General features: G+C 61.0%; 19 protein-coding genes. 13 read left to right on the forward strand and 6 right to left on the reverse strand.

Going from position 1 to position 19,583, the window contains the following annotated elements; genetic code table 11:
* Positions 1 to 119 precede the first annotated feature (119 nt).
* From J2X37_RS10065 to dmeF, 9 genes are all read left to right on the forward strand, one after another.
* Positions 120 to 782, forward strand: a complete 663-nt coding sequence (locus J2X37_RS10065; RefSeq protein WP_310020699.1) for an alpha/beta hydrolase — start codon at positions 120 to 122, stop codon at positions 780 to 782.
* Between the two features lie 81 nt (positions 783 to 863).
* Positions 864 to 1,928 carry a sulfate ABC transporter substrate-binding protein gene (locus J2X37_RS10070; RefSeq protein WP_310020701.1) on the forward strand — a complete coding sequence of 355 codons (1,065 nt, stop codon included), beginning with the start codon at positions 864 to 866 and terminating at the stop codon, positions 1,926 to 1,928.
* A gap of 40 nt (positions 1,929 to 1,968) precedes the next feature.
* Complete coding sequence (gene cysT / locus J2X37_RS10075) at positions 1,969 to 2,820, forward strand: sulfate ABC transporter permease subunit CysT (RefSeq protein WP_310020704.1); 852 nt, start codon at positions 1,969 to 1,971, stop codon at positions 2,818 to 2,820.
* Positions 2,817 to 3,659: a sulfate ABC transporter permease subunit CysW gene (gene cysW, locus J2X37_RS10080; RefSeq protein ID WP_310020707.1), complete on the forward strand. Its 843-nt coding sequence runs from the start codon at positions 2,817 to 2,819 to the stop codon at positions 3,657 to 3,659. The genes cysT and cysW overlap by 4 nt, the downstream gene beginning before the upstream one ends.
* Entirely contained in the window at positions 3,656 to 4,624 is a 969-nt protein-coding gene (locus J2X37_RS10085; protein WP_310020709.1) for a sulfate ABC transporter ATP-binding protein, read from the forward strand. The genes cysW and J2X37_RS10085 overlap by 4 nt, the downstream gene beginning before the upstream one ends.
* Positions 4,621 to 4,803, forward strand: coding sequence for a YezD family protein (locus J2X37_RS10090; protein ID WP_310020711.1), 183 nt, complete (start codon positions 4,621 to 4,623; stop codon positions 4,801 to 4,803). The genes J2X37_RS10085 and J2X37_RS10090 overlap by 4 nt, the downstream gene beginning before the upstream one ends.
* Before the next feature lie 87 nt (positions 4,804 to 4,890).
* On the forward strand, positions 4,891 to 7,323 hold the full coding sequence (locus J2X37_RS10095; RefSeq protein ID WP_310020713.1) for a TonB-dependent receptor: 2,433 nt from the start codon (positions 4,891 to 4,893) through the stop codon (positions 7,321 to 7,323).
* A gap of 163 nt (positions 7,324 to 7,486) precedes the next feature.
* Positions 7,487 to 7,924, forward strand: a complete 438-nt coding sequence (locus J2X37_RS10100; RefSeq protein WP_310020715.1) for an Rrf2 family transcriptional regulator — start codon at positions 7,487 to 7,489, stop codon at positions 7,922 to 7,924.
* 162 nt (positions 7,925 to 8,086) lie between these two features.
* On the forward strand, positions 8,087 to 9,046 hold the full coding sequence (gene dmeF, locus J2X37_RS10105; protein WP_310020717.1) for a CDF family Co(II)/Ni(II) efflux transporter DmeF: 960 nt from the start codon (positions 8,087 to 8,089) through the stop codon (positions 9,044 to 9,046).
* 68 nt (positions 9,047 to 9,114) lie between these two features.
* Here the strand turns inward: dmeF and J2X37_RS10110 are convergent, their stop codons facing one another.
* The 6 genes from J2X37_RS10110 to J2X37_RS10135 all read right to left on the reverse strand — a co-directional run bounded on the left by J2X37_RS10110 (position 9,115) and on the right by J2X37_RS10135 (position 17,660).
* Positions 9,115 to 10,419 (reverse strand): PepSY-associated TM helix domain-containing protein, encoded by a 1,305-nt coding sequence (locus tag J2X37_RS10110; RefSeq protein WP_310020719.1) that lies wholly within the window; start codon positions 10,417 to 10,419, stop codon positions 9,115 to 9,117.
* Complete coding sequence (locus J2X37_RS10115; RefSeq protein WP_310020720.1) at positions 10,416 to 10,991, reverse strand: hypothetical protein; 576 nt, start codon at positions 10,989 to 10,991, stop codon at positions 10,416 to 10,418. The genes J2X37_RS10110 and J2X37_RS10115 overlap by 4 nt, the downstream gene beginning before the upstream one ends.
* Positions 10,991 to 13,108 carry a TonB-dependent siderophore receptor gene (locus J2X37_RS10120; protein WP_310020723.1) on the reverse strand — a complete coding sequence of 706 codons (2,118 nt, stop codon included), beginning with the start codon at positions 13,106 to 13,108 and terminating at the stop codon, positions 10,991 to 10,993. Before J2X37_RS10120 ends, J2X37_RS10115 begins: the two co-directional genes overlap by 1 nt.
* 1,383 nt (positions 13,109 to 14,491) lie before the next feature.
* A complete protein-coding gene (locus J2X37_RS10125; RefSeq protein ID WP_310020725.1) occupies positions 14,492 to 15,295 on the reverse strand; it encodes a hypothetical protein in 804 nt (267 codons plus the stop codon).
* 148 nt (positions 15,296 to 15,443) lie between these two features.
* A complete protein-coding gene (locus J2X37_RS10130; protein ID WP_310020727.1) occupies positions 15,444 to 16,334 on the reverse strand; it encodes a hypothetical protein in 891 nt (296 codons plus the stop codon).
* 102 nt (positions 16,335 to 16,436) lie between these two features.
* A complete protein-coding gene (locus J2X37_RS10135) occupies positions 16,437 to 17,660 on the reverse strand; it encodes a S8 family serine peptidase (RefSeq protein WP_310020729.1) in 1,224 nt (407 codons plus the stop codon).
* Positions 17,661 to 17,749: 89 nt separating this feature from the next.
* On the opposite strand from J2X37_RS10135, the gene J2X37_RS10140 reads away from it, so the two are divergent.
* From J2X37_RS10140 to J2X37_RS10155, 4 genes are all read left to right on the forward strand, one after another.
* The gene (locus J2X37_RS10140) at positions 17,750 to 18,232 is read left to right on the forward strand and encodes an RNA polymerase sigma factor (protein ID WP_310021096.1); all 483 of its coding nucleotides are present in this window, start codon (positions 17,750 to 17,752) and stop codon (positions 18,230 to 18,232) included.
* Positions 18,229 to 18,930 (forward strand): hypothetical protein, encoded by a 702-nt coding sequence (locus J2X37_RS10145; protein ID WP_310020731.1) that lies wholly within the window; start codon positions 18,229 to 18,231, stop codon positions 18,928 to 18,930. The genes J2X37_RS10140 and J2X37_RS10145 overlap by 4 nt, the downstream gene beginning before the upstream one ends.
* Positions 18,931 to 18,993: 63 nt before the next feature.
* Positions 18,994 to 19,152 carry a hypothetical protein gene (locus J2X37_RS10150; RefSeq protein ID WP_310020732.1) on the forward strand — a complete coding sequence of 53 codons (159 nt, stop codon included), beginning with the start codon at positions 18,994 to 18,996 and terminating at the stop codon, positions 19,150 to 19,152.
* A gap of 59 nt (positions 19,153 to 19,211) precedes the next feature.
* Positions 19,212 to 19,562: a CHRD domain-containing protein gene (locus J2X37_RS10155; protein ID WP_310020734.1), complete on the forward strand. Its 351-nt coding sequence runs from the start codon at positions 19,212 to 19,214 to the stop codon at positions 19,560 to 19,562.
* Positions 19,563 to 19,583: the final 21 nt, after the last annotated feature.

Raw genomic sequence — 19,583 nt, forward strand, 5'->3', positions numbered from 1 at the left:
TCGACATTCTCGCGCGCTGTGTCGCAGAGACATTGTCTACAATATGACTTGAGTTATGACTTGATCGTCGGGACGTATTCCGAGTCGACCGGCCAGTTTGCTTCGATGGAGAAGATTTAATGGCCAAGAATGATCACCGATGGGACGACCAGCAACCGCTGGTCCTGATAGTGCCGGGCCTCAACGACAGCGGTCCGCACCACTGGCAAACCCTTTGGGAACAGGAGCTGTCCTACTGTCGCCGAGTGCAATTGGGGATGTGGGACAACCCCCATCGCAATACTTGGGTGAACCAGATTAACCTTGCCATCCACAAGGCGGCGGGTCCCGTTATCCTCGTTGCGCACAGTTTGGCTTGCCATGCCTTGGCGTGGTGGGCCGAATACGAACGCCCCGCTTATGGCAATCCAGTTGTGGGCGCGCTGCTAGTCGCACCACCCGACGTTGAATCGGCGCATGTGGACGAACGCTTGAAGCGCTTTGCTCCCCTCGTCGAGAGACGATTGCCGTTTCGTAGCATCTTGGCCGCAAGCAGGAACGATCCTTATGCCAGTTTCGGATTGGCTAAGCGCTTCGCCCGCAAGTGGGGTAGCCGCCTCGTAGATGCGGGGCCGATCGGACATATCAACGCCGAGTCTGGCATCGCCGACTGGCCCTACGGGAAGTACCTGCTCGATCATCTCGTCCATGAGGTCGCGCCTACTCGCGAACCCAGGCCTTCTACCGCGTCAGTCGCGACCCATCAGGGGCATAGGGGGCACGGGTCAGAGGCGCGATCGTAGACAGCTCCGTCGAGGTGATAGCGAGACTATCTCGAAACCAAGAACTGCTTTGATGTCTATGTATTTGGTTGAGTTTAAGTGTTGGACACCACGAGGGAGACAACCATGACGACTATCGCTGCCGCAGGGCGCCGCCTGTTCCTTACTATCGCCGCCGTTGCCACTTTGGCGACAGCGGCGGGGTGTTCCGGCGGCGGCGATCACGGAGACAATGCCGTGGAGATCACCAATGTTTCCTATGATCCCACTCGTGAGTTATACCAGGCGATCAACCCGGCTTTCGCAGCGCAGTGGAAGGCGAAAACCGGGCAGGACGTCAGCTTCCGCATGAGCCATGGCGGATCAGGGAAGCAGAGCCGCGCGATCATCGACGGGCTGGAAGCCGACGTCGCCACGCTGGCGCTGGCCTACGACATCGACGCCATCGCCACGCGAGGCAACCTGCTGCCCGGTAATTGGCAAAAAGCGCTGCCGAACAATAGCGCGCCCTATACCTCGACCATCGTTTTCCTGGTGCGCAAGGGCAATCCAAAAGGCATCCGCGACTGGGGCGACTTGGTGAAGCCGGGCGTGGAGGTGATCACGCCCAATCCCAAGACCAGCGGCGGCGCGCGCTGGAACTTCCTTGCCGCCTGGGCCTACGGCCGCAAGGCCGGTGGAAGCGAGATCGCGGCCGAAGCCTATGTCCGCCGACTCTTCGCGCAAGTGCCGGTACTTGACAGCGGCGCGCGTGGATCGACCACGACGTTCGTCGAGCGCGGCATCGGTGATGTGTTGCTGGCATGGGAGAACGAGGCGTTCCTGGCCGAGAAGGAGCTTGGCACCGGCAAGTTCGAGATCGTCGTACCGTCCATCTCGATCCTCGCCGAACCTTCGGTTGCGGTCATCACCGCTAATGCGAAGAAACACGGGACGGAGGAAGTGGCAAAGGCCTACCTCGAGTTTCTTTACACGCCTGAGGCGCAGACCGCGATTGCCCGAAATTACTACCGTCCGCGTGATCCGAACGTTGCCGCGCAGTTCAAGGACCAGTTCCCCAAGATCGACCTCGTTACGATCGACGGCGACTTCGAGGGCTGGACCAACGCGCAAAAGAAGTTTTTTGACGATGGCGGCGTGTTCGACCGCATCGCAACAAAAAACTGAGCGACAGTTCTACCACTTGTAATCGAGCAGGCCACTGCAGATGTCATCACGTGCGATCCGCAAGGCGGGCTGGCGTCAGCCATCCGTAGTGCCGGGCTTTGGGCTGACCTTCGGGTTCACCCTTGCCTGGTTAACCCTCATCGTGCTCATTCCGCTGGCGACGATCTTCCTTAAATCGGCTGGCATGGGCTGGCACGATTTCGTCGCTGTGGGCTTCTCCGACCGGGCGATCGCCGCCTATCGCCTCAGCTTCGGGACCGCGGCGGCAGCGGGTCTCGTTAACGCCGTGTTCGGCCTCATCGTGGCTTGGGTGCTGGTGCGGTACACGTTTCCCGGCAAGCGCGTAGTCTCGGCACTGGTCGACCTGCCGTTCGCGCTGCCGACGGCGGTAGCGGGCATTGCGCTGACGGCGCTTTACGCGCCCAACGGCTGGGTCGGCCAGTATCTGGAGCCACTTGGCATCAAGGTCGCCTTCACCGCACTGGGTATCACCGTAGCGCTCGTCTTCATCGGGCTACCCTTCGTAGTGCGCTCAGTCGAGCCGGTCCTAGCGGATCTCGGCAAGGACGTTGAGGAGGCAGCCGCGACTCTGGGCGCCAGCCGTCGCCAGACATTCTTCCGAGTTATATTGCCGGCGATTTTTCCAGCCTTGCTGACGGGCTTTGCGCTCGCCTTTGCGCGGGGGGTGGGCGAGTACGGTTCCGTGATCTTCATATCCGGCAACATGCCGGGCAAGACGGAGATTGCACCGCTTCTGATCGTCACCCAGCTCGAACAATATTCATATGATGGTGCCACGGCGATTGCGACGGTGATGATGATCGTCTCTTTCGTGATCCTGTTCGGCCTCAACATCTGGCAGGCGGTCCATCGCCGGAGGCTGGGAGCATGAGCCGCACTGCATCCACCGCGGAAAGTCGCCAGGCCCGCTTCGCCCTTATCTCGGTTGCGCTGACCTTCTTGGCATTCTTCCTGCTGCTGCCGCTGGTGGCGGTGTTTACCGAGGCGCTGCGGCAGGGCATCGGCGAATTTGCCGAAGCGGTTGCCCATCCGGACGCCTGGGCAGCAATCCGGCTGACCCTGCTCATCGCGGCGATCAGCGTCCCACTCAACGTCGTCTTCGGCGTGGCGGCGAGCTGGGCGATCACCAAGTTCCGGTTTCCGGGCCGGAACCTGCTGGTCACCTTGATTGACCTGCCGTTCTCCGTTTCGCCGGTGGTGTCGGGCCTGATCTTCGTGCTGCTGTTCGGCGCGCACGGCTACCTTGGTCCGTGGCTCGCGGAGCATGACCTAAAGATCATCTTCGCAGTCCCGGGCATCGTGCTTGCGACATTATTCATCACCTTTCCGTTCGTCGCGCGTGAGCTGATCCCGCTAATGATGGAACAGGGGAAGGACGACGAAGAAGCGGCAATCTCGCTCGGCGCCAGCGGTTGGCAAACCTTCTGGCACGTTACCCTCCCCAACATCCGCTGGGGTCTGCTTTACGGCGTGTTGCTCTGCAATGCGCGCGCCATGGGCGAGTTCGGCGCGGTGTCGGTGGTCTCCGGCCACATCCGGGGAGAGACCAACACCATGCCGCTGCATGTCGAGATTCTCTACAATGAGTACGATTTTGTCGGAGCCTTCGCGGTCGCCTCGCTGCTCGCTGCCCTCGCGCTGGTGACGCTCGTCGTCAAGAGCGTGCTCGAATGGCGCTTCGATCTCCATCACCAAGGAGCAGGACATTGATCAAGGTCCAGAACATCACCAAGAACTTCGGCGAGTTCCCGGCACTGCACGCCATCGATCTAGAGATCCAGCCCGGCGAGTTCATCGCGCTGCTTGGCCCTTCGGGCTCGGGCAAGACGACCCTCCTGCGCATCATCGCGGGCCTCGAATTTCAGGATTTGGGCGAAGTTCTCTTCAATGGCGAGGATGTCTCCAGGCGCGGCGTTGGCGAGCGACACGTTGGGTTCGTATTTCAACACTACGCGCTGTTCCGGCACATGACGGTAGCACAGAACGTCGCCTTTGGCCTCACTGTCCGCAAGGCGAAGGATCGCCCGTCGAAGGCGGAGATCAAGGCGCGGGCAGAGGAATTGCTCCGCCTGGTGCAACTCGACGGATTGGGCAGCCGCTATCCTGGCCAGCTTTCGGGAGGGCAGCGCCAGCGTGTCGCTCTCGCTCGCGCGCTGGCAATCGAACCGAAACTGCTGCTGCTCGACGAACCTTTCGGCGCGCTCGATGCCAAGGTCCGCAAAGATCTGCGGCGCTGGTTGCGCGATTTGCATCGGCAAATGGGGCTGACCTCGATCTTCGTCACCCACGATCAGGAGGAAGCGCTGGAGCTCGCGGACAGGGTCGTGGTGATGGATCATGGGAGCATCGACCAGGTCGGCACCCCAGAAGAAGTCTACATGGAACCGGCCACGCCCTTCGTCTCGCATTTTGTGGGCGAGACGAACCAGTTGCCGGGAGGCCTGCACGTACGCCCGCATGATCTCGAAATCGTGGCGGATGGCGGCCACTCGCTCCTCGTCGACAACGTGTTCCGCAAAGGCGGGTCCTGGCGTGTCGAAGGCACATTGCAGGATGGCGATAAGGTCGTCGAACTCGACCTCGATGCCAGCCATACCGCCCCCGCACCAGGCACGACCGTCCTGATCCGGCCGCGCCGTTCGAAAACCTTTTCCCAGACTGGAGACTTGCGATGAATACCAGCAATTCCCAGCACGCGCTTAATCCCGAAGCGGCGCGGCTGCTCGAAGAAAGCCTTGCCAGCGTGCGCGAGGCTCTGTCCGGCCTCAAGTACGGCAACGTTTCGTTGACCGTGCACGAAGGCCGCATCGTCCAGATCGACGTGACGGAAAAGAAACGGCTCAAGCCGAACTGATCCGCGCGCATTTTCTCGTCCCACCAAAGATTCCACAAGCCGACCGGACCACTGGAGGCATCGTGATTTAGAACCAAAGGAAAACCGATGATCTCCCGTACCCTCCTGCTCGCGGGCGTCGCTTCCGCGACGCTTTTCGCGAACCCTTCGCAGGCTAGCGAAGCCCAACTCGCTGTCGATGATCCGCCATCGTCGGTCGGCACCGGCGCTTCCGATGCTTCTCCTGAAATCTTCGTCACTGCCCGCCGCCGGCAAGAAACCTCGCAGGACGTGCCCCTGGCCATCTCTGTGATCGGCGGCGAACACATTGACAACACCGGCAGTTTCAATGTCGGCCGCTTGCAGCAACTCACGCCGACGCTGCAGTTTTACTCTTCCAATCCGCGCAACAGCGCGGCCAACATCCGTGGTTTGGGGGCGCCATTCGGGCTCACCAACGACGGGATCGAGCAGGGCGTGGGGATCTATGTCGACGACGTCTATTACTCGCGCGCCGCGTCCTCGACCTTTGACTTCCTCGATGTGGCGCAGATCGAAGTGCTGCGCGGGCCGCAGGGCACGCTTTACGGCAAGAACACCACTGCCGGCGCGATCAACATCACCACCCGCGCGCCGACGTTCGATTTCAAGGGGCGCGCCGAAGTGACGATTGGCAACCTCGGTTTCAAGCAGGCCAAGGCAGCGGTTTCAGGTCCGTTGTCGGATACCGTCGCGGCTCGATTCGCGCTCTCCTCCACTAGCCGTCAGGGCACGATCTTCAACGTGGCCAGCGGCAATCGAATTAATGAACAGGACAACCTCGGCCTTCGGGGGCAGTTGCTCTGGCGTCCGACGGAGACTGTCGACGTCACACTGGCCGGGGATTTCAGCAGGCAGGATACAGAGTGCTGCGGTACAGTCTATGTCCGGACCGGATCGACTCAACGTTCACTCAACCGCCAGTACGCGGCACTGACCTCCGCGCTGGGGTATACGGTGGTCAGCACCAATCCCTTCGACCGGCTTACCGACATCGACGCTGACCTGAACGCCGGCAACACCCTGGGCGGTGCTTCGCTGCGCGTGAAGTGGGAAGTGGGGGCCGGCACGTTCACGTCCGTCACCGCGTGGCGATTCTGGGACTGGAAACCAGAAAACGACCGCGACTTCACCGGCCTGCCCATTGTCACGCGTTCGCAGAACCCATCACAGCAGGACCAGTACACTCAGGAGCTCCGTTATTCGCAATCGGGCGATGCGCTGGACTTCGTGATCGGCGCATTTGGCTATCATCAGCGGATCGACACGCAAGGTCTTGAACAGCATGGTCCGGCCTCGAGCCGCTGGAACATCAATCCATCAAATCCGCTGTCGAACGATCCATCTGTTCTGGCGGGTTTGACTGCCTACAACACGCAGGCGCTCAGCAATACGAGCGCGGCGCTCTACGGTCAGGTCAGTTGGAAGGTGACCGATGCCTTCACGATCCAGCCTGGTATCCGGCTCAACTACGACAAGAAGAAGGGCCTTTACGACCGTCAGGTTTTCGACGGGCAGGGTAATCCGGTTCTGCTTGGCCAAACCGGCGCGATGAAGGCCGCCCAGCTGGCGATCTTCTCACCTCAATCGTATCGCCCGTCAGGAAGCGACTGGAACTTCAGCTATGATGTGACGGCTAGCTACAAACTGGCGCAGGACGTTCTTGCTTATGCGACTTACGCCAAGACCTTCAAGTCGTTCGGCATCAATCAGAACGGGGTGCCTAATGACGCAAGCGGCGTCCCGGCCCTTGCTGCGCAAACGATCAAGCCAGAATCACTCAATCACTACGAAGTGGGGGTGAAGGCCCAGTTTCTCGATCGTCGCGCAACGCTCAACCTTTCGGCATTTCGCACCGAGATCGCGAACTATCAGGCGCAAGTCACGAATGGCCAGTTCGGCACCGTTCGGGGGTATCTTGCCAACGCCGAAAAGGTTCGCACCCAAGGGGTAGAAGCTGATTTCTCGCTGCGTCCGAGCCAGCGATTTAATCTTTATCTCAATGGTGCTTATACCGATGCCACCTATCGCAAGTTCGAAGATGCCCCTTGCCCGCCGGAATTGTCTGGCGGCGGCAGCGGCGCCGTGATTGGTGCGCCGGGTGCGCCAGGTACCAACAGCCCCGCCTTCTGCGACATTTCAGGCCAGCGTCTGCCGGGCGTGTCGAAATGGTCGTTCTCCTACGGGGCGGAATACAATCGGCCTGCTGCGGTGCTTGGTCAGGACGGGGCGGTCTATCTGGGCGTTGACGGCAATTACCGCTCGCGATGGTCGTCCAATCCCTCGCCCTCGGCTTATACCTGGGTGAAGGGCTATGCCCTCACCAACGTCCGCGCCGGGTTTCGGACCGATGCCGGCTTCGAGATCTACGGATGGGTGCGCAACGCCTTCGATGTAAAGTACTTCGACGAGCTCAACGTGCCGGGTGGTAACACCGGGCTCATCACGGGAAAACCGGGCGATCCGCGCACTTGGGGTGCGACAATCAAGACGGAGTTTTAGTTATGGCGGGCCGGAAGCGGGGCTTCCCGATCCGGCCCCGCCGCATTCGAGGCCTGCTCAAGCGTGTGACGACACCCCATATCGCCAAGTCCGAAACGTCCCGCCCCAGCCATTATCAATCGCACTGGTTGATATTCCCGGCGGGCGCGCATAGGCAAGATTCATGCTCTCGCAGAAAGTCCGTTATTCCATCCGCGCGCTCCAACACTTGGCAGACCAGTATGGCCACGATCTCGTACCCCTTGCCGAGATTGCAGAAAAGCAAAACATCCCCGCCAAGTTCCTGACTGTCATCCTGTCGGAGCTGTGTCGCGAAGGCATTGTGGAGTCACAGCGGGGTCGAGACGGTGGTTATCGGCTCGCGATTCCGCCCATCGATATCCGCTATGGCGATATCATTAGACTGACGCGTGGATCTTTGGCGCTAGTCCCTTGCGCCAGCCTTTATGCACACGAAACTTGCGACAACTGTCTTGATGAGGCGAATTGCAGACTGCGCAGCATAATGCTTCGTGTGCGTAACGAAACAGCTTCTATTCTCGACGGTATCACGCTTGCAGACAATATCGCACCTGCCTTACGGAAGGAAGGTGTATCTTAGCCTCAGAACGTTTTGAGGGGGCACAAGACAAAAATCGGGACTGGACCTAGCATCGCCTGCCTGGGGTTTCCGACAGTCTTCACTTCTGGTTTTTCTTCTCTTGCGACTCGCCCGAGTTCTGTAGGCAGAGCGTGCCCAGTGTAACCCGTTAAAGGACCGAAATTGCATTCTCACCAAATCGAAGCGTTGCAGCATGATCATGTGTTCCTTGGTGATGCTCACGATACGCACGCAACGAGGACGCGATGGGTGGTTTTACTGACCGCCGTCATGATGGTCGTGGAAATCGCCGCGGGTTTGATGACCGGTTCGATGGCCCTGCTGGCCGACGGGATCCACATGGCGACGCATGCGGGCGCCTTGGGAGTAGCGGCGTTTGCCTACAGCTTTGCCCGCCGACATGCCAAGAATTCGCGGTATACGTTCGGCACGGGCAAGGTGGGGGATCTGGCTGGCTTTGCGAGCGCATTGCTGCTGGCGGTGTTCGCAGCGGGTATCGCGGTGCAGTCGTTAGAGCGGCTGTTCGAGCCCGGGAAGATTGCTTACACCGAAGCAACCGTTATCGCCGTGCTCGGCTTGCTGGTGAACCTTGCCAGCGCATTCCTGCTAGGTGCTGATCACCACCACGACCATGACCAGCACCACGGCCATGGGCATCCTCACAGTCATGGCCACACGGACAACAATCTGCGCTCCGCCTATTTCCACGTTCTGGCAGATGCGCTGACCTCGGTGCTTGCGATCGGCGCTCTGCTGGCCGGCCGCTACCTCGGCTGGGTGTGGATGGATGCTGCGATGGGACTGGTCGGTGCCGCCGTAATCGGCCGCTGGTCCTGGGGCCTGATGTGCGACACCGGCGCGGTCCTGCTCGATGCAACATCTACGACTTGCCTTGAAGGTGAGGTGCGCGAGGCGATTGAGGATGGCGACGCCCGGATCGTCGATCTGCACATCTGGCAGGTTGGACCGGGAAAATTCGCTGCTGTCGTTTCTCTTGTCGCGGAGAGCCCACTCGCGCCGACCGACTATGCAGAGCGCGCCCAGATCCATGAGGAGCTGGTGCACATAACGGTCGAGACCCATCGCTGTCCCGGTCCTCACCGCAACTTGCACGCCGCTTGAGGTTTCGGGCCGCTCACGCTCACCACCTTCGCCAACAGCAAGCCGAGGGGTGAGGGAACCCGGCTGGCTCAGATCGGGGCCTCGGTTCTGGAAGGAAGGGCGATGCGTGTTTCCCAAGCCACCCAAGCAGCGATCGTCACTACCGAGCCAATCCAGAATATCGCCGCGAAAGGCAGATCGTTGCCGAAGCCCATCCGCAGCAGCAGGGTCATCGCCAGCACCAGCGGCATGCCGTAGACAACGCCGTTCCAGGCCGCCCTGATCCGCGGCTGACGAATGCCGCGCCGCTCGCGTTTCCCGAGCCAGATGTAGACGCCAGTGGCGGATATGACGGTCAGGGCCAAGCCAAACACCAGATAGGCGAGCTTCACTGGCAGGTCGCCGTAGGTTCCGAAGTGCAGCTTGTAGGTCGATGCGGCTGCCTGCTGGCCCAGTTCGCCATCTGCGAGACCCGAAGCGTGGAGGAACCGTCCGGCCGCATCGAAACCGTAGTATTCACCGAAGATAAGACGGCGATCATGCGAGCCGACGATCTGGACATGCTGACCAGCTGTTAGCGGATCGTGCAGGATTGCATAAGTGACCGTCACATCGGGATGATGGGACGCCATGTAGCGCAATGCAGTCGCGACATCGGGCAGCGCCGCGGGCGTGGCGTCGGGTTTGCCCTCTTCGCCGAAGATCGGTCCATAAACCGCCTCGACATCACCGTCGTAATCGATCGCGGCGATGGTCCAGGCGGTTACGGTCGCCATGCCGATCAGCGCACCGGTCAGCGCGATCGCCAACGAGAACGGCAGGGTCCAGACGCTCAGACGGTTATGCCAGTCAGCCAGGCCGACGCCATTGCCGTTCCTTGCCCGCAGGCGGAAAGCGTCGCGAAAAATGCGCGGGTGGGCGACGACGCCTGACAGGGCAAGCGCCAGCATCATTACGCCAAGCGCACCGACAATGGTGATGCCGACCAGACTGGGCAGGTTGAGGGTATAATGCAGCTTGATGAGAAAGTCCGACCAGGCGATCTCTTCGGGCATGGCGAGCGTCCCGTCGGCATTGACATGGTACGCTTGCGTATCGGTCGTGATCGTCGTGCGCGGCAGGTCGTCCACCGGGAGATGCACGAAAAGATGGGTGGTCGTGGGCTTTCCGCGTTCGAGCGCGATCATGGCCGCCACGGCGCTCTGGACGCGGTCGGGATCGATCGCGGTCATCTCAGGCGCATCGGGTTGTTCGAGGCGCTGCAACTCCGCGTAAAAGACGGACAGCGTTCCGGTCAGCGAGACGAGGTAGAGCAAGGCGCCAGCAAGCAAACCGATCGCGGCGTGCGCGGACAAGGCTCGCTTGACGGTGCCGGGTTCCGGTGCGGTGTTCATGCGATTTTCCCGATGAGGGCGAGAGGCAGGGCCGGCAACGTGGCCAGCCCGAGAATTAGCAACTGCGTGCGGCGGCGGGGGGTCATAAGGACGGCATAGACGAGAGTGGCCCAAGCCAGCGGCATGGCGAACAGCGCGACGACATTGGCATCAGCCTCGCTCGCGCCCGCAAGAGCGGCGATTGCTCTCAAGGCGATGGCAACGCCGAGGGCCGATGCCGTGGCGAGGCCGATCGTAATGGCAAACGTCAATCCGCGTCTGGCCAAGGCAAGCGGTTCGCCCGCTTCGGGCAGCATGCCGACGCGGCGGTTTGAGGCGGGCGCCTCTTTACGGGGAGAGGCGAAGCCCGCGACAGCCAGCAGCACGAACGCCGCTCCCATGCCGACAAGGGCAGCGATCGATACACCCCAAGCCCCTGCCTCCTGTCCGCCCGCCAGTGCGGCAAGGGCCAGCAAGACCCATCCCAGACCGTTGATGGCGCGGGAACGCTGGGGCTGCGCCCAGGCAACCCGCAAGGTGGCGACGCCCCCGGTCGCCGCCAGTGCCGCCAGCCAGAGCCCTTCGCTTGCCATCAGAAACGATAGCTCACGGTGCCGAACACGTTGCGCTCCGCACCCACGAAGCAGTCACCGCGGGCCAGACATGCCGAGTAATAGTCCTTGCCGAGCAGATTGGTGGCGTTGAGCCCCACGCTCCAGTTCTGCCAGTTCACTTCGGCGAGCGCATCGACCAACGTGTAGGACGGTGTGCGGATGCCCTCGGGAAATGCAAAGCCGAACGACCGCTGGCTGCCGACGTAGCGTACGCCGCCGCCAAGCCGCAGCGACGTGTCGGTTGCGAGCGGAACGACCTTCGTCGCCCAGATCGAGGCGTTGTGCTGCGGCACGTTGTCGAGTTGCCGCCCGGTGTCGTCGATCTCCGCTTCGTTGTAGCTGTAGTTTGCGATCAGCTGCAGGTCGCCCGGCAGCAGGGCGTTCGCCTCGAACTCCACACCCTTCGAGGTCAGTGAGCCAACCTGTAGCTGCCCCGTCAGGGTGATATCCGGGTTTTCGGGGTCTGGCACCGCCACCGCGACGGGTCGGTTGGTCTCCTTGATATGGTAGGCAGTTGCCGTGACCATCACGCTGTCGTTGGGATGGAATTTGATCCCGGCTTCGTATTGCCGTCCGCTCTTGGGCACGAAGGGATCGTCGTAGACGTCCGAACCGCCGATCGGCTCGAAGCTCTCGGTATAGCTGAAGAAGGGCGAGATGCCGGGCAGGACCTCTGCAATCACGCCGGCGCGGAAGCTGGTTGCGCCGGTATCGTAAACCTCAGCCCCGAATGAGTCCGAACGCGCTTCGTCCCGCCGCACTCCGAGCACCACCGAGACGCGGTCCCAGAACCGGATCTGGTCTTGAAGATAGAAACCGAGCTGCTTCTGGCTCACGTCCTCCGCGCTGGCGCGAAGGAAGCCGGGATCGCCGGGCATGGGGATGGTGCCGTTGAAATCGGACAGCGCGGAATAATCGATGTCGTAGATGTCGATCGGCTCCAAAGCCAGACCGCCCTGTTTGCGCACCCGGTTCCAGCTGTAATCGACACCGGCGAGCAGCGTATGCTCGATCGCTCCGCCGGTGCGGAAATCGAACTGGACGTTGGTGTCGGTCGAGAAGATCTCCATGCGGGCCAGGCTTCCGCTGGCGTAGCTGCCGATGATCCGCTGGTCTTGGTCCAGATAAGGATTGGTCGGGTTGCTGTAGCTGTTCGGATAATGGGTCAGATAGGTGAGGTCGCTGTCGATGTAGCGCGCCTTGAGGTTCAGCTTCAGCGCCTCGGAAAAGCGGTGATCGAGCAGGGCGGTGCCTTGCAGCAGGCGACCGTCGTAACGATCCCAGCCCGGCTTGCCGATGAACAGGTCATTGGCGAGCTGGCCGTTGGGATTGGGCAGGATCGTGCCGACCAGCGGCAGGAACTGCGATGTCGAACCGCCATCGTCTTCCTGGTAGAGAGCAAGCAAGGTCAGGTTCGTGGCATCGGTCGGCGACCAGGTTATCGATGGAGCCAGCATCACGCGGTCGTCGGAAACATGATCGGTCTGCGACCCGGAAGCGCGCACTCTTGCCACGACACGAGCGGCGATGTCGCTGGTAAGCCCGCCGGTGATGTCGGCCAGTGCCTCCTTCCGATCATGCGAGCCGTAGCGGAGAGAGAACTCCCCCGACGTTTCGAACTCGGGCGTTTTCGACACCAGATTGACAAGGCCGCCGATCGAACCCGCGCCGAACAGGACCGAGGCTGGCCCGCGCACGACCTGCACTTGCGAAAAGTTGTAGGGATCGGCTCGGACGCTGGCATAGAAGCTGTAGATGTCGCGCATGCCGTCACGGAACTGGAGCGCGTTGATGCCGCGGATAAAGCCGCCGTCGACCCGGCTGTCGGGGCCATAGGGATTGGCCTGCACCCCCGCGACGTAGTTCAGCGTGTCGCTGATCGACACCGCGCCCTGAGCCTCGAAAGTGTCGGCGGTGATCACGGTGACGGGCTGGGGAACTTCGATGGCGGGCGTATCGGTCTTCGTCGCAACGCCGCCTTGCGCCTTCTCGCCGGTCACGACGATCTGGCTGGCCTCGAAAGCAGCCTCCGCCGCCCACGCGGGACTGGCGAGGGCAGTGGAACAGGCAAGTGCGGCGGCCAGGTGAGACTTCATCGAATGCTCCTCATCGGATCCCGTGATCAGTTGACGACGGGCAGCTAATGCGAGTCGATTGCAAAAGCAACCCGAGATCGGTATTCGAGTTGCCGGCCGGCTTGAAGTCGCCCGAATGGCGGAGAATGTAGCAATTGCTTGTACATAAAGGCACGATGCGCCCCCCGAACTAGGAGCAAAGCTTTAACTTGACGCGCGCATGTCCACGCTCCACGATTTGCTAATGAGAACGACTCGCATAACATTGCTGCGGGGAGAAGGGCTGTGATTGAACCCGATCGTGGAGCGTTTGCGCAAGGCATGGTCATCCGCCTCTCTCCGGATGTGGTCTGCGCACAGAGAGGACGGCACTCCGCATTTGCCCGCGATGCAGGACAGCGCGATGCCCGAGGTGCGGCAAGCCGGGATCTTCGTTATCGCTTCTGGATCGGCTTTACGCTGGCGGTGCTTGGCTGCTGGGTGAAGGCTTTGCGATAGCAAGAGGACGTCGGCTCAGACGTACCAGCTCAGCGGTTTACAATAAGGCTGTGAAATCGAGCCAAGTGGGGCCTCATACAGGTTGGATGGGAAGTTGACATGATAAAGACGATCACGTTTTCAGCGGTATTGCTTATGGGGTCAGTTTTTGGTGGACCGGCGTCTGGAAGCCCGGAAGTCCGACCATTGGTGCACAGCCAACACAGCGGGAAGCTGCATTTTTACCGAGCTGGAGTAACGGTCCGGGAAGGACAAGCGAGGGTCCATGGCTGGGTCAAACCGGCGGTCCGCAACAAGACAGCTGTAAGTGGCTTGGTCCGGATTGAAATACGGAGCGGCGATCGCTGCGTTAACGTCAGGCACACCCGGTGGTCACTCATGTCCCCCCATTACATGGGCCATTTTTCGGTCAAAATGCCAATGACTGCGCGAGCAACGGCAATCTATATTTCACACGTTCCGAAAAATGCTGTTATCGCTTGCTGAAATTTTGACTTCCGATGTACTCTCCTTCGACCACCTACGTCCTCGACGCCTGCGACCCCAAGCCTTGGCTTAAGTCCTCGATTTTTCCTTCCTGGTGAGCAGCTCTCAAACCATACGCGCCGTCTTGTTGGCGAGCGCGACCGAGAGGAGAATGCGCGGTTTGTGCGCGCCAGCATCCGCTACAGCCATGAGTCTGCCGGCGCGCCGATGGCCGACAAAAACTCGAGCAGCTTGGTTCTCGTCCGCTTGCGACTGAAAGCATGCCACCGCGCTCATCGGCGCCGTGCGCACGAAGAACGTTCTTGGCGATATCCAGACCGATTATGTTAGCTTGCTCCATGTTTGGCAGATTAACCGGTTAAGTCGCAATCGCCGCATGGTTGCTCTGATTCTGTCAGGTGCATTGAACCAGAACATCTATCAGAATAGCGGGAGCCCAATACGAACGCCCGTCGTGAAGTCCGGCGCCCCCACGGTTAAGCCTGCAGAGCCATAAAGCCCGAGCGAAAGGCCTTCACCAAGCCGTGTGTTCAGGCCCGAAAGCAGCCGCTGATCGCTGGAAATCAGACTGCTGGCGTTGTCGGCATGGCGATAGGACAGGTGAGCTTGGGTTCGCGCAGCGATCATCACGGCAACTCCGGCCGATACCGCATAGCTATCCTGCAACGTATAGCCGTCCGGACTACCCGGCAGAGTATAGGCGAAGCTCGCGAAAGGCACGATGCCGCCAGCAAGCGGCTTCGACACTTCTGCACCCAGGGTATAGTCCAAGGCACCGGTGCCGAGATTGTTTTCGGCGGTCGGCAATTTGACCGAACCGGAGAACGCCATGTTCACGACACGCGTTGGAATTGAGTAGATTGCGCCAATTTCGAGATCGCCCCGACCTTCGCGCGTGATGCTTTCGGATTGCGGTTGGCTTGGATCGAAAAGGATCGGCAATCCGAGTATCCCGCCGGGAACGACATTCGACGGACCTTCGACCCGTCGATAAGGTAGTGTCGCGACAAGCTGCAGCGGTCCGGTCGACAGCGTCAGGCTTGTCGGGACGGAAAGAATGTTGATCTTCGTTCCGGATCCATAATTGCCTTCTTCGTATTCGACACCGGTTGAAACCTCGATCTGTGGTCCGTCATCCTTGCTGGACGACGTTGGAATTTCCCGCTCGGTGGCCAGAGCTGGGAGCGGTATGAGAAGAAGCAGAAGGGCAAGCAGGCTGCGCATGGATCTCGTCCGGTTAATGGGCGCCAATCATTGCCGCCCAAAGCCTCGACCTCGCGCGCGACGGTATTGGTGGCACCACGTTTTCTCAATGTAAGATGGTCCCGGGACAGGCGGTTCGCTTGTCCGGGGATCATCGATCGTCCGTTGGTTATTGGGCCGCGGGTTCTTCAACCTGCTGCTCCCCTGCCTGCTGTTCCGGGGCCTGCTGCTCCGCGACGTGGCGGATTTCGCCTTCGCTCATGGCGGAGATGAGGACATTGCCACTCGCGCTGAAATTGTCTGCGGGAAGCAGGGCGCTCATTCCGTCGACGTCGACCAGCACTTGCTCGAGCTGTCCGCGCGCATCGGAGACAACCTGGCGGACCGTACCCAGCGTATCGCCACTGGGATCCGATACAGGTGTGCCACGAGCGACCGCTATGGCTCCGTTCGCCTGCGCGGCGGCACTGCCTGCGGCGGCGAGCTGAGCGCTGGTCAGACCTGCGGTCATACCAGCCATGCTATCGGCCGACCCCTTTAGAACTCCAGTGGCAGACGCCCCGCCGGTCGTGGCGACACTGACGGCGCCATTTGCTGTCCTGCGCGCATGCGCGATCTTTTGTCCAGCGGTTCCGGCAGCGGAGCTGACCGTCGTGCGAACCTGATCGGTCCCGATCAATTGGGCGTTGGCGTTGGCGCTGCCGCTCCCCGAACCCGATCCGCTGGCTGAGCCTGTTGCCGCATTGCTGCCGAGAGGCCCGCGGGTAGCCTGAGCGACAGTGCCATTGATGCCGGCCTCGCTGCTTCCATTGGTCGCGACGCTCCCGCTGCGGGAATCGATCGACTTGCTGCCTTTCGTTTTGGTGCTGGCATCGGCGGTGCCGCGTGTTGCAGATCCTACGGTGCGTGTCGGCGCGCTGAGCGTCCCGCCGAGCGAACCCTGACTGTTTAACGTTCCGCCGATCATGCCGCCGAGACCACCGCCACCCAGGACCTGGGCGTGGGCAGGAGTTGTCACAGCAAGTGCCGCGATCGCAGTTGAAATGAGGAGCGTCTTCATGATCCAGTCCTTCCATCAATTGTGGGAACGATGTCCGTTCCGTCCGTTCGATGGGAAAACGGATCGCGAGCGTCGTTTAATTCAGGGTTGCAAAAAAATCAGTCACGGCCGGCAACGACCGCAAACAAGACCGCGACCATAAACGCGATCAGGTCCCCGTTCACCCAGGTCGTCAGCCTCCTCGTCAAGGTGCGTTATGATCTGGGAGATTTCGCCACGATGGGCGGCGGCACGGGCGGCAACCAGAGGCACGGCAAATGAAGTACCTCTTACACGGGTCGCCTTGCCGTCAGCGTTTCTGACCCGCAAATCGGCACCAGGTGCGGCATAGTCGAGATGATCGGCCTTGCCGGCCTCGATCAAGGCACGGTTGCGTCCGTCGACTGCGGTCACGGCCAGGACGCCGCGGTAGGACGCCGGATAAGCGGGCGGAGCCGCCGGGCCATCGTTGCCGACTGCGGCGACGATGATCACGCCGTGTTTTTGCGCCGAAGCAATCGCCCGCTCCAGCAATGCGTTGCGAGGGCCGACAAGGCTGATGGCGATGACCTTCGTGCCAGTTTGTGTCAGCCATCCAAGGGCCTTGGCAATCGCCATGGCATTGCCGCCTGCGGGATCGGTCCCATAAACGTCGGCCACGCGAATGTCCTGCACCCCCGCATAGTCGAGCAGCGAGACGATCGCGCTACCATGATGGCTGGGTTGGGGGGCGCCTCGAGCAAAGCCGCGCATCGCCGAGGGACGGGCATGACGTCCGGGGGCACCGTCGATAATCCCGACCGGGGTGCGGACACTTCTGGCAGATGAGCTGGACCCTGTAGTTGGTACCCGCTTGCCAGCGTCACCTGCGGGGAAGTGAAGGGTATCGACGCTGACGGTTGTGTCGGGCAGCAGGCGACCCAACGCCATTTCGGCTTCTTTCAGCGAGAGATTTTCAGGAATGCCGAGCCGAACCAGATCAACGGCAAGCCCTTCGATCTGCTCGTGCCCGATGACGGTAAATCCGGCTTGCCGCGCGGCATCTATCTCGGCGGGCGCGGCATCGAGAAGAAACAATTCTCCCGCTCTCGCCAGATCGCCATTTGCGTCCCGCTCTATCTGCCCAGGATGATCACGCATCAGTTTGGCCCGCCGGATCTCGCGGATGCGCAGCATGTCTCTTGCTGTTCGGACGGTCTCCGCCCCGGCATCGTCAAGCGTGTTACCGATGGTTTCTGTTATGCTGTCAAGCGCTGGCAGCCTTACCGGGGGCAGGCCCACCTGGGCCATCGCCGGCCGGATGGCGATCGCAAGCAAGCCTGCAATCAGGAGATAGCGAAGTCTCATCAATGTCATCGTTCAAGAATCTGTCTTAAGCATGGATGAAACGCGCGGTCTCATCCGTTTAATCCACGAAAGGCAGGAAAACCCTGAGCATCGGTTTCGAGGATGGCGTGCTGGCCCTGTTGCCCCGATTGCGTCGTTTCGCAATCGGACTGTCACGCAATCCGGTCGATGGGGACGATCTCTGCCAGATGACTATCGAGCGCGCGCTGTCTCGTCGCGAAAGCTATGAGCCTGGTACCCGTCTCGACAGCTGGATGTACCGGATCATGCGCAACTTGTGGATTGACGAACGCAGGGCATCCCGGCGCCGATCTCAGACCTTCGTATCGGAAGAGGCGGGCGCATTCATAGGGGCGGCGGGGGCGCAGGATGCTGCCGCGGAGTTGGGCGATGTCGACCGCGCCATGGCGAGCCTGCCCGACGACCAGCGCGTGGCCGTGCTGCTTGTGATGGTAGAAGGTTACACATATCGCGAGGCGGCCGAGATCGTCGGCTGTCCTGTCGGCACTCTGAATTCCCGTCTAGTGCGCGGCCGCGATGCGCTTCTGGCAAGACTGGGAGAAACGGTATGAAGGTAACGCGCGAGGAGCTGGCGGCGTTTTCTGATGGCGAACTCGACTTCGAACGGCACGTCGAAGTCGAACGAGCCGTGGCGGCAGATCCGGACCTGGAGCGGGCTGTCGCGGCGCATCGTGCCTTGCGCGCCCGGCTCTCGACGCACTTTGCGCCCATCCTGGATGAACCTGTGCCCGAACGTCTTCGCACCTTGCTGCAGCACAAGAGCAGCGTCATCGATTTTGACAAACAACGCCAGTCCCGATCCACGACGCGCTTCAACGCTCCGCGTTGGGGCTGGATCGCGGGGCCGGCGCTGGCGGCGTCGCTTATCCTGGCCCTTCTCATTCCCCGCGAAATTGGGTCCGAGAGCTATGCTAGCGGGCAAGTTGCGGCTGCCCTCGATGGTCAGCTGGTTGCAACGCAGCCTGCTGATGCACCGGTACGTGTCATGCTGAGTTTCCGTGACCGTGCCGGTGCCTATTGCCGGGCCTACAGCGGAGCCGATCAGGCGGGAATTGCGTGCAAGGATGCCCACGGCTGGCGCATGATTGAGCACTTTGAAGATGCCACCGCGGAAAGAGGCGAATACCGCCAAGCCGGCAGCGGCCAGGCTCAGCTGATGATGCGCGCGCAAGATATGGCAAGCGGATCCGCACTCAATGGCGGTCAGGAATTGCAGGCGAGGTCGAAGGGTTGGAAACCCCATTCGTGAGGTCAATCCGCCCGATAGCTCTACCATCGTTCCGGAGCCAGTAAGGGGACGTCTAATCGCAACTTGAGCCTGGTCGACGCGGCCAATCATGTCCTCTGGTCCAAGCACATGAAAAAAATTGGCCTTCCAGCGCATCCGCAAGGCATCGCGCTCCGTATCTTCCTGTGCGGCATCGAATTCCGCTATCGCATAGGAGACGAAAAATGCGCAGACTTCTCGTGACAGCTGCTGTGGCAACAGCCACTCTCGTAAGTTCAACGGCGTTCGCCCAGGATACCGGGGTGAAGTTTTCGGTAGCACTCGATGGTGATCAGGTCACGTTCGGGGGCGATCCCGACGGAAGCGGCATGGCCAGCATCCGGATTAATCCCGGCAAGGGTGAGATCTGCTATACCCTGACAGCGCAGATGATCCAGACAGCGACCCTGGCCCATATCCACGAGGGGCCGGCCGGTGGGAATGGTCCGGTCGTCGTCGATTTCATCCCGCCGTCGTCTGGCATGAGCTCCGGCTGCGTTTCCGTGGGCCGTGAGCTTGCCAGGGAAATCGTCCAGACTCCGTCCGATTATTATGTCGTCGTGCACAACGCCGAGTACCCCGCCGGGGCGCTTCGCGGCCAGATGGACCGGTAGCAGACGAACCGGAGCACGTTG

Origin of the sequence: Croceicoccus sp. BE223, assembly GCF_031457155.1 — a bacterium.
Lineage (GTDB): Bacteria > Pseudomonadota > Alphaproteobacteria > Sphingomonadales > Sphingomonadaceae > Croceicoccus.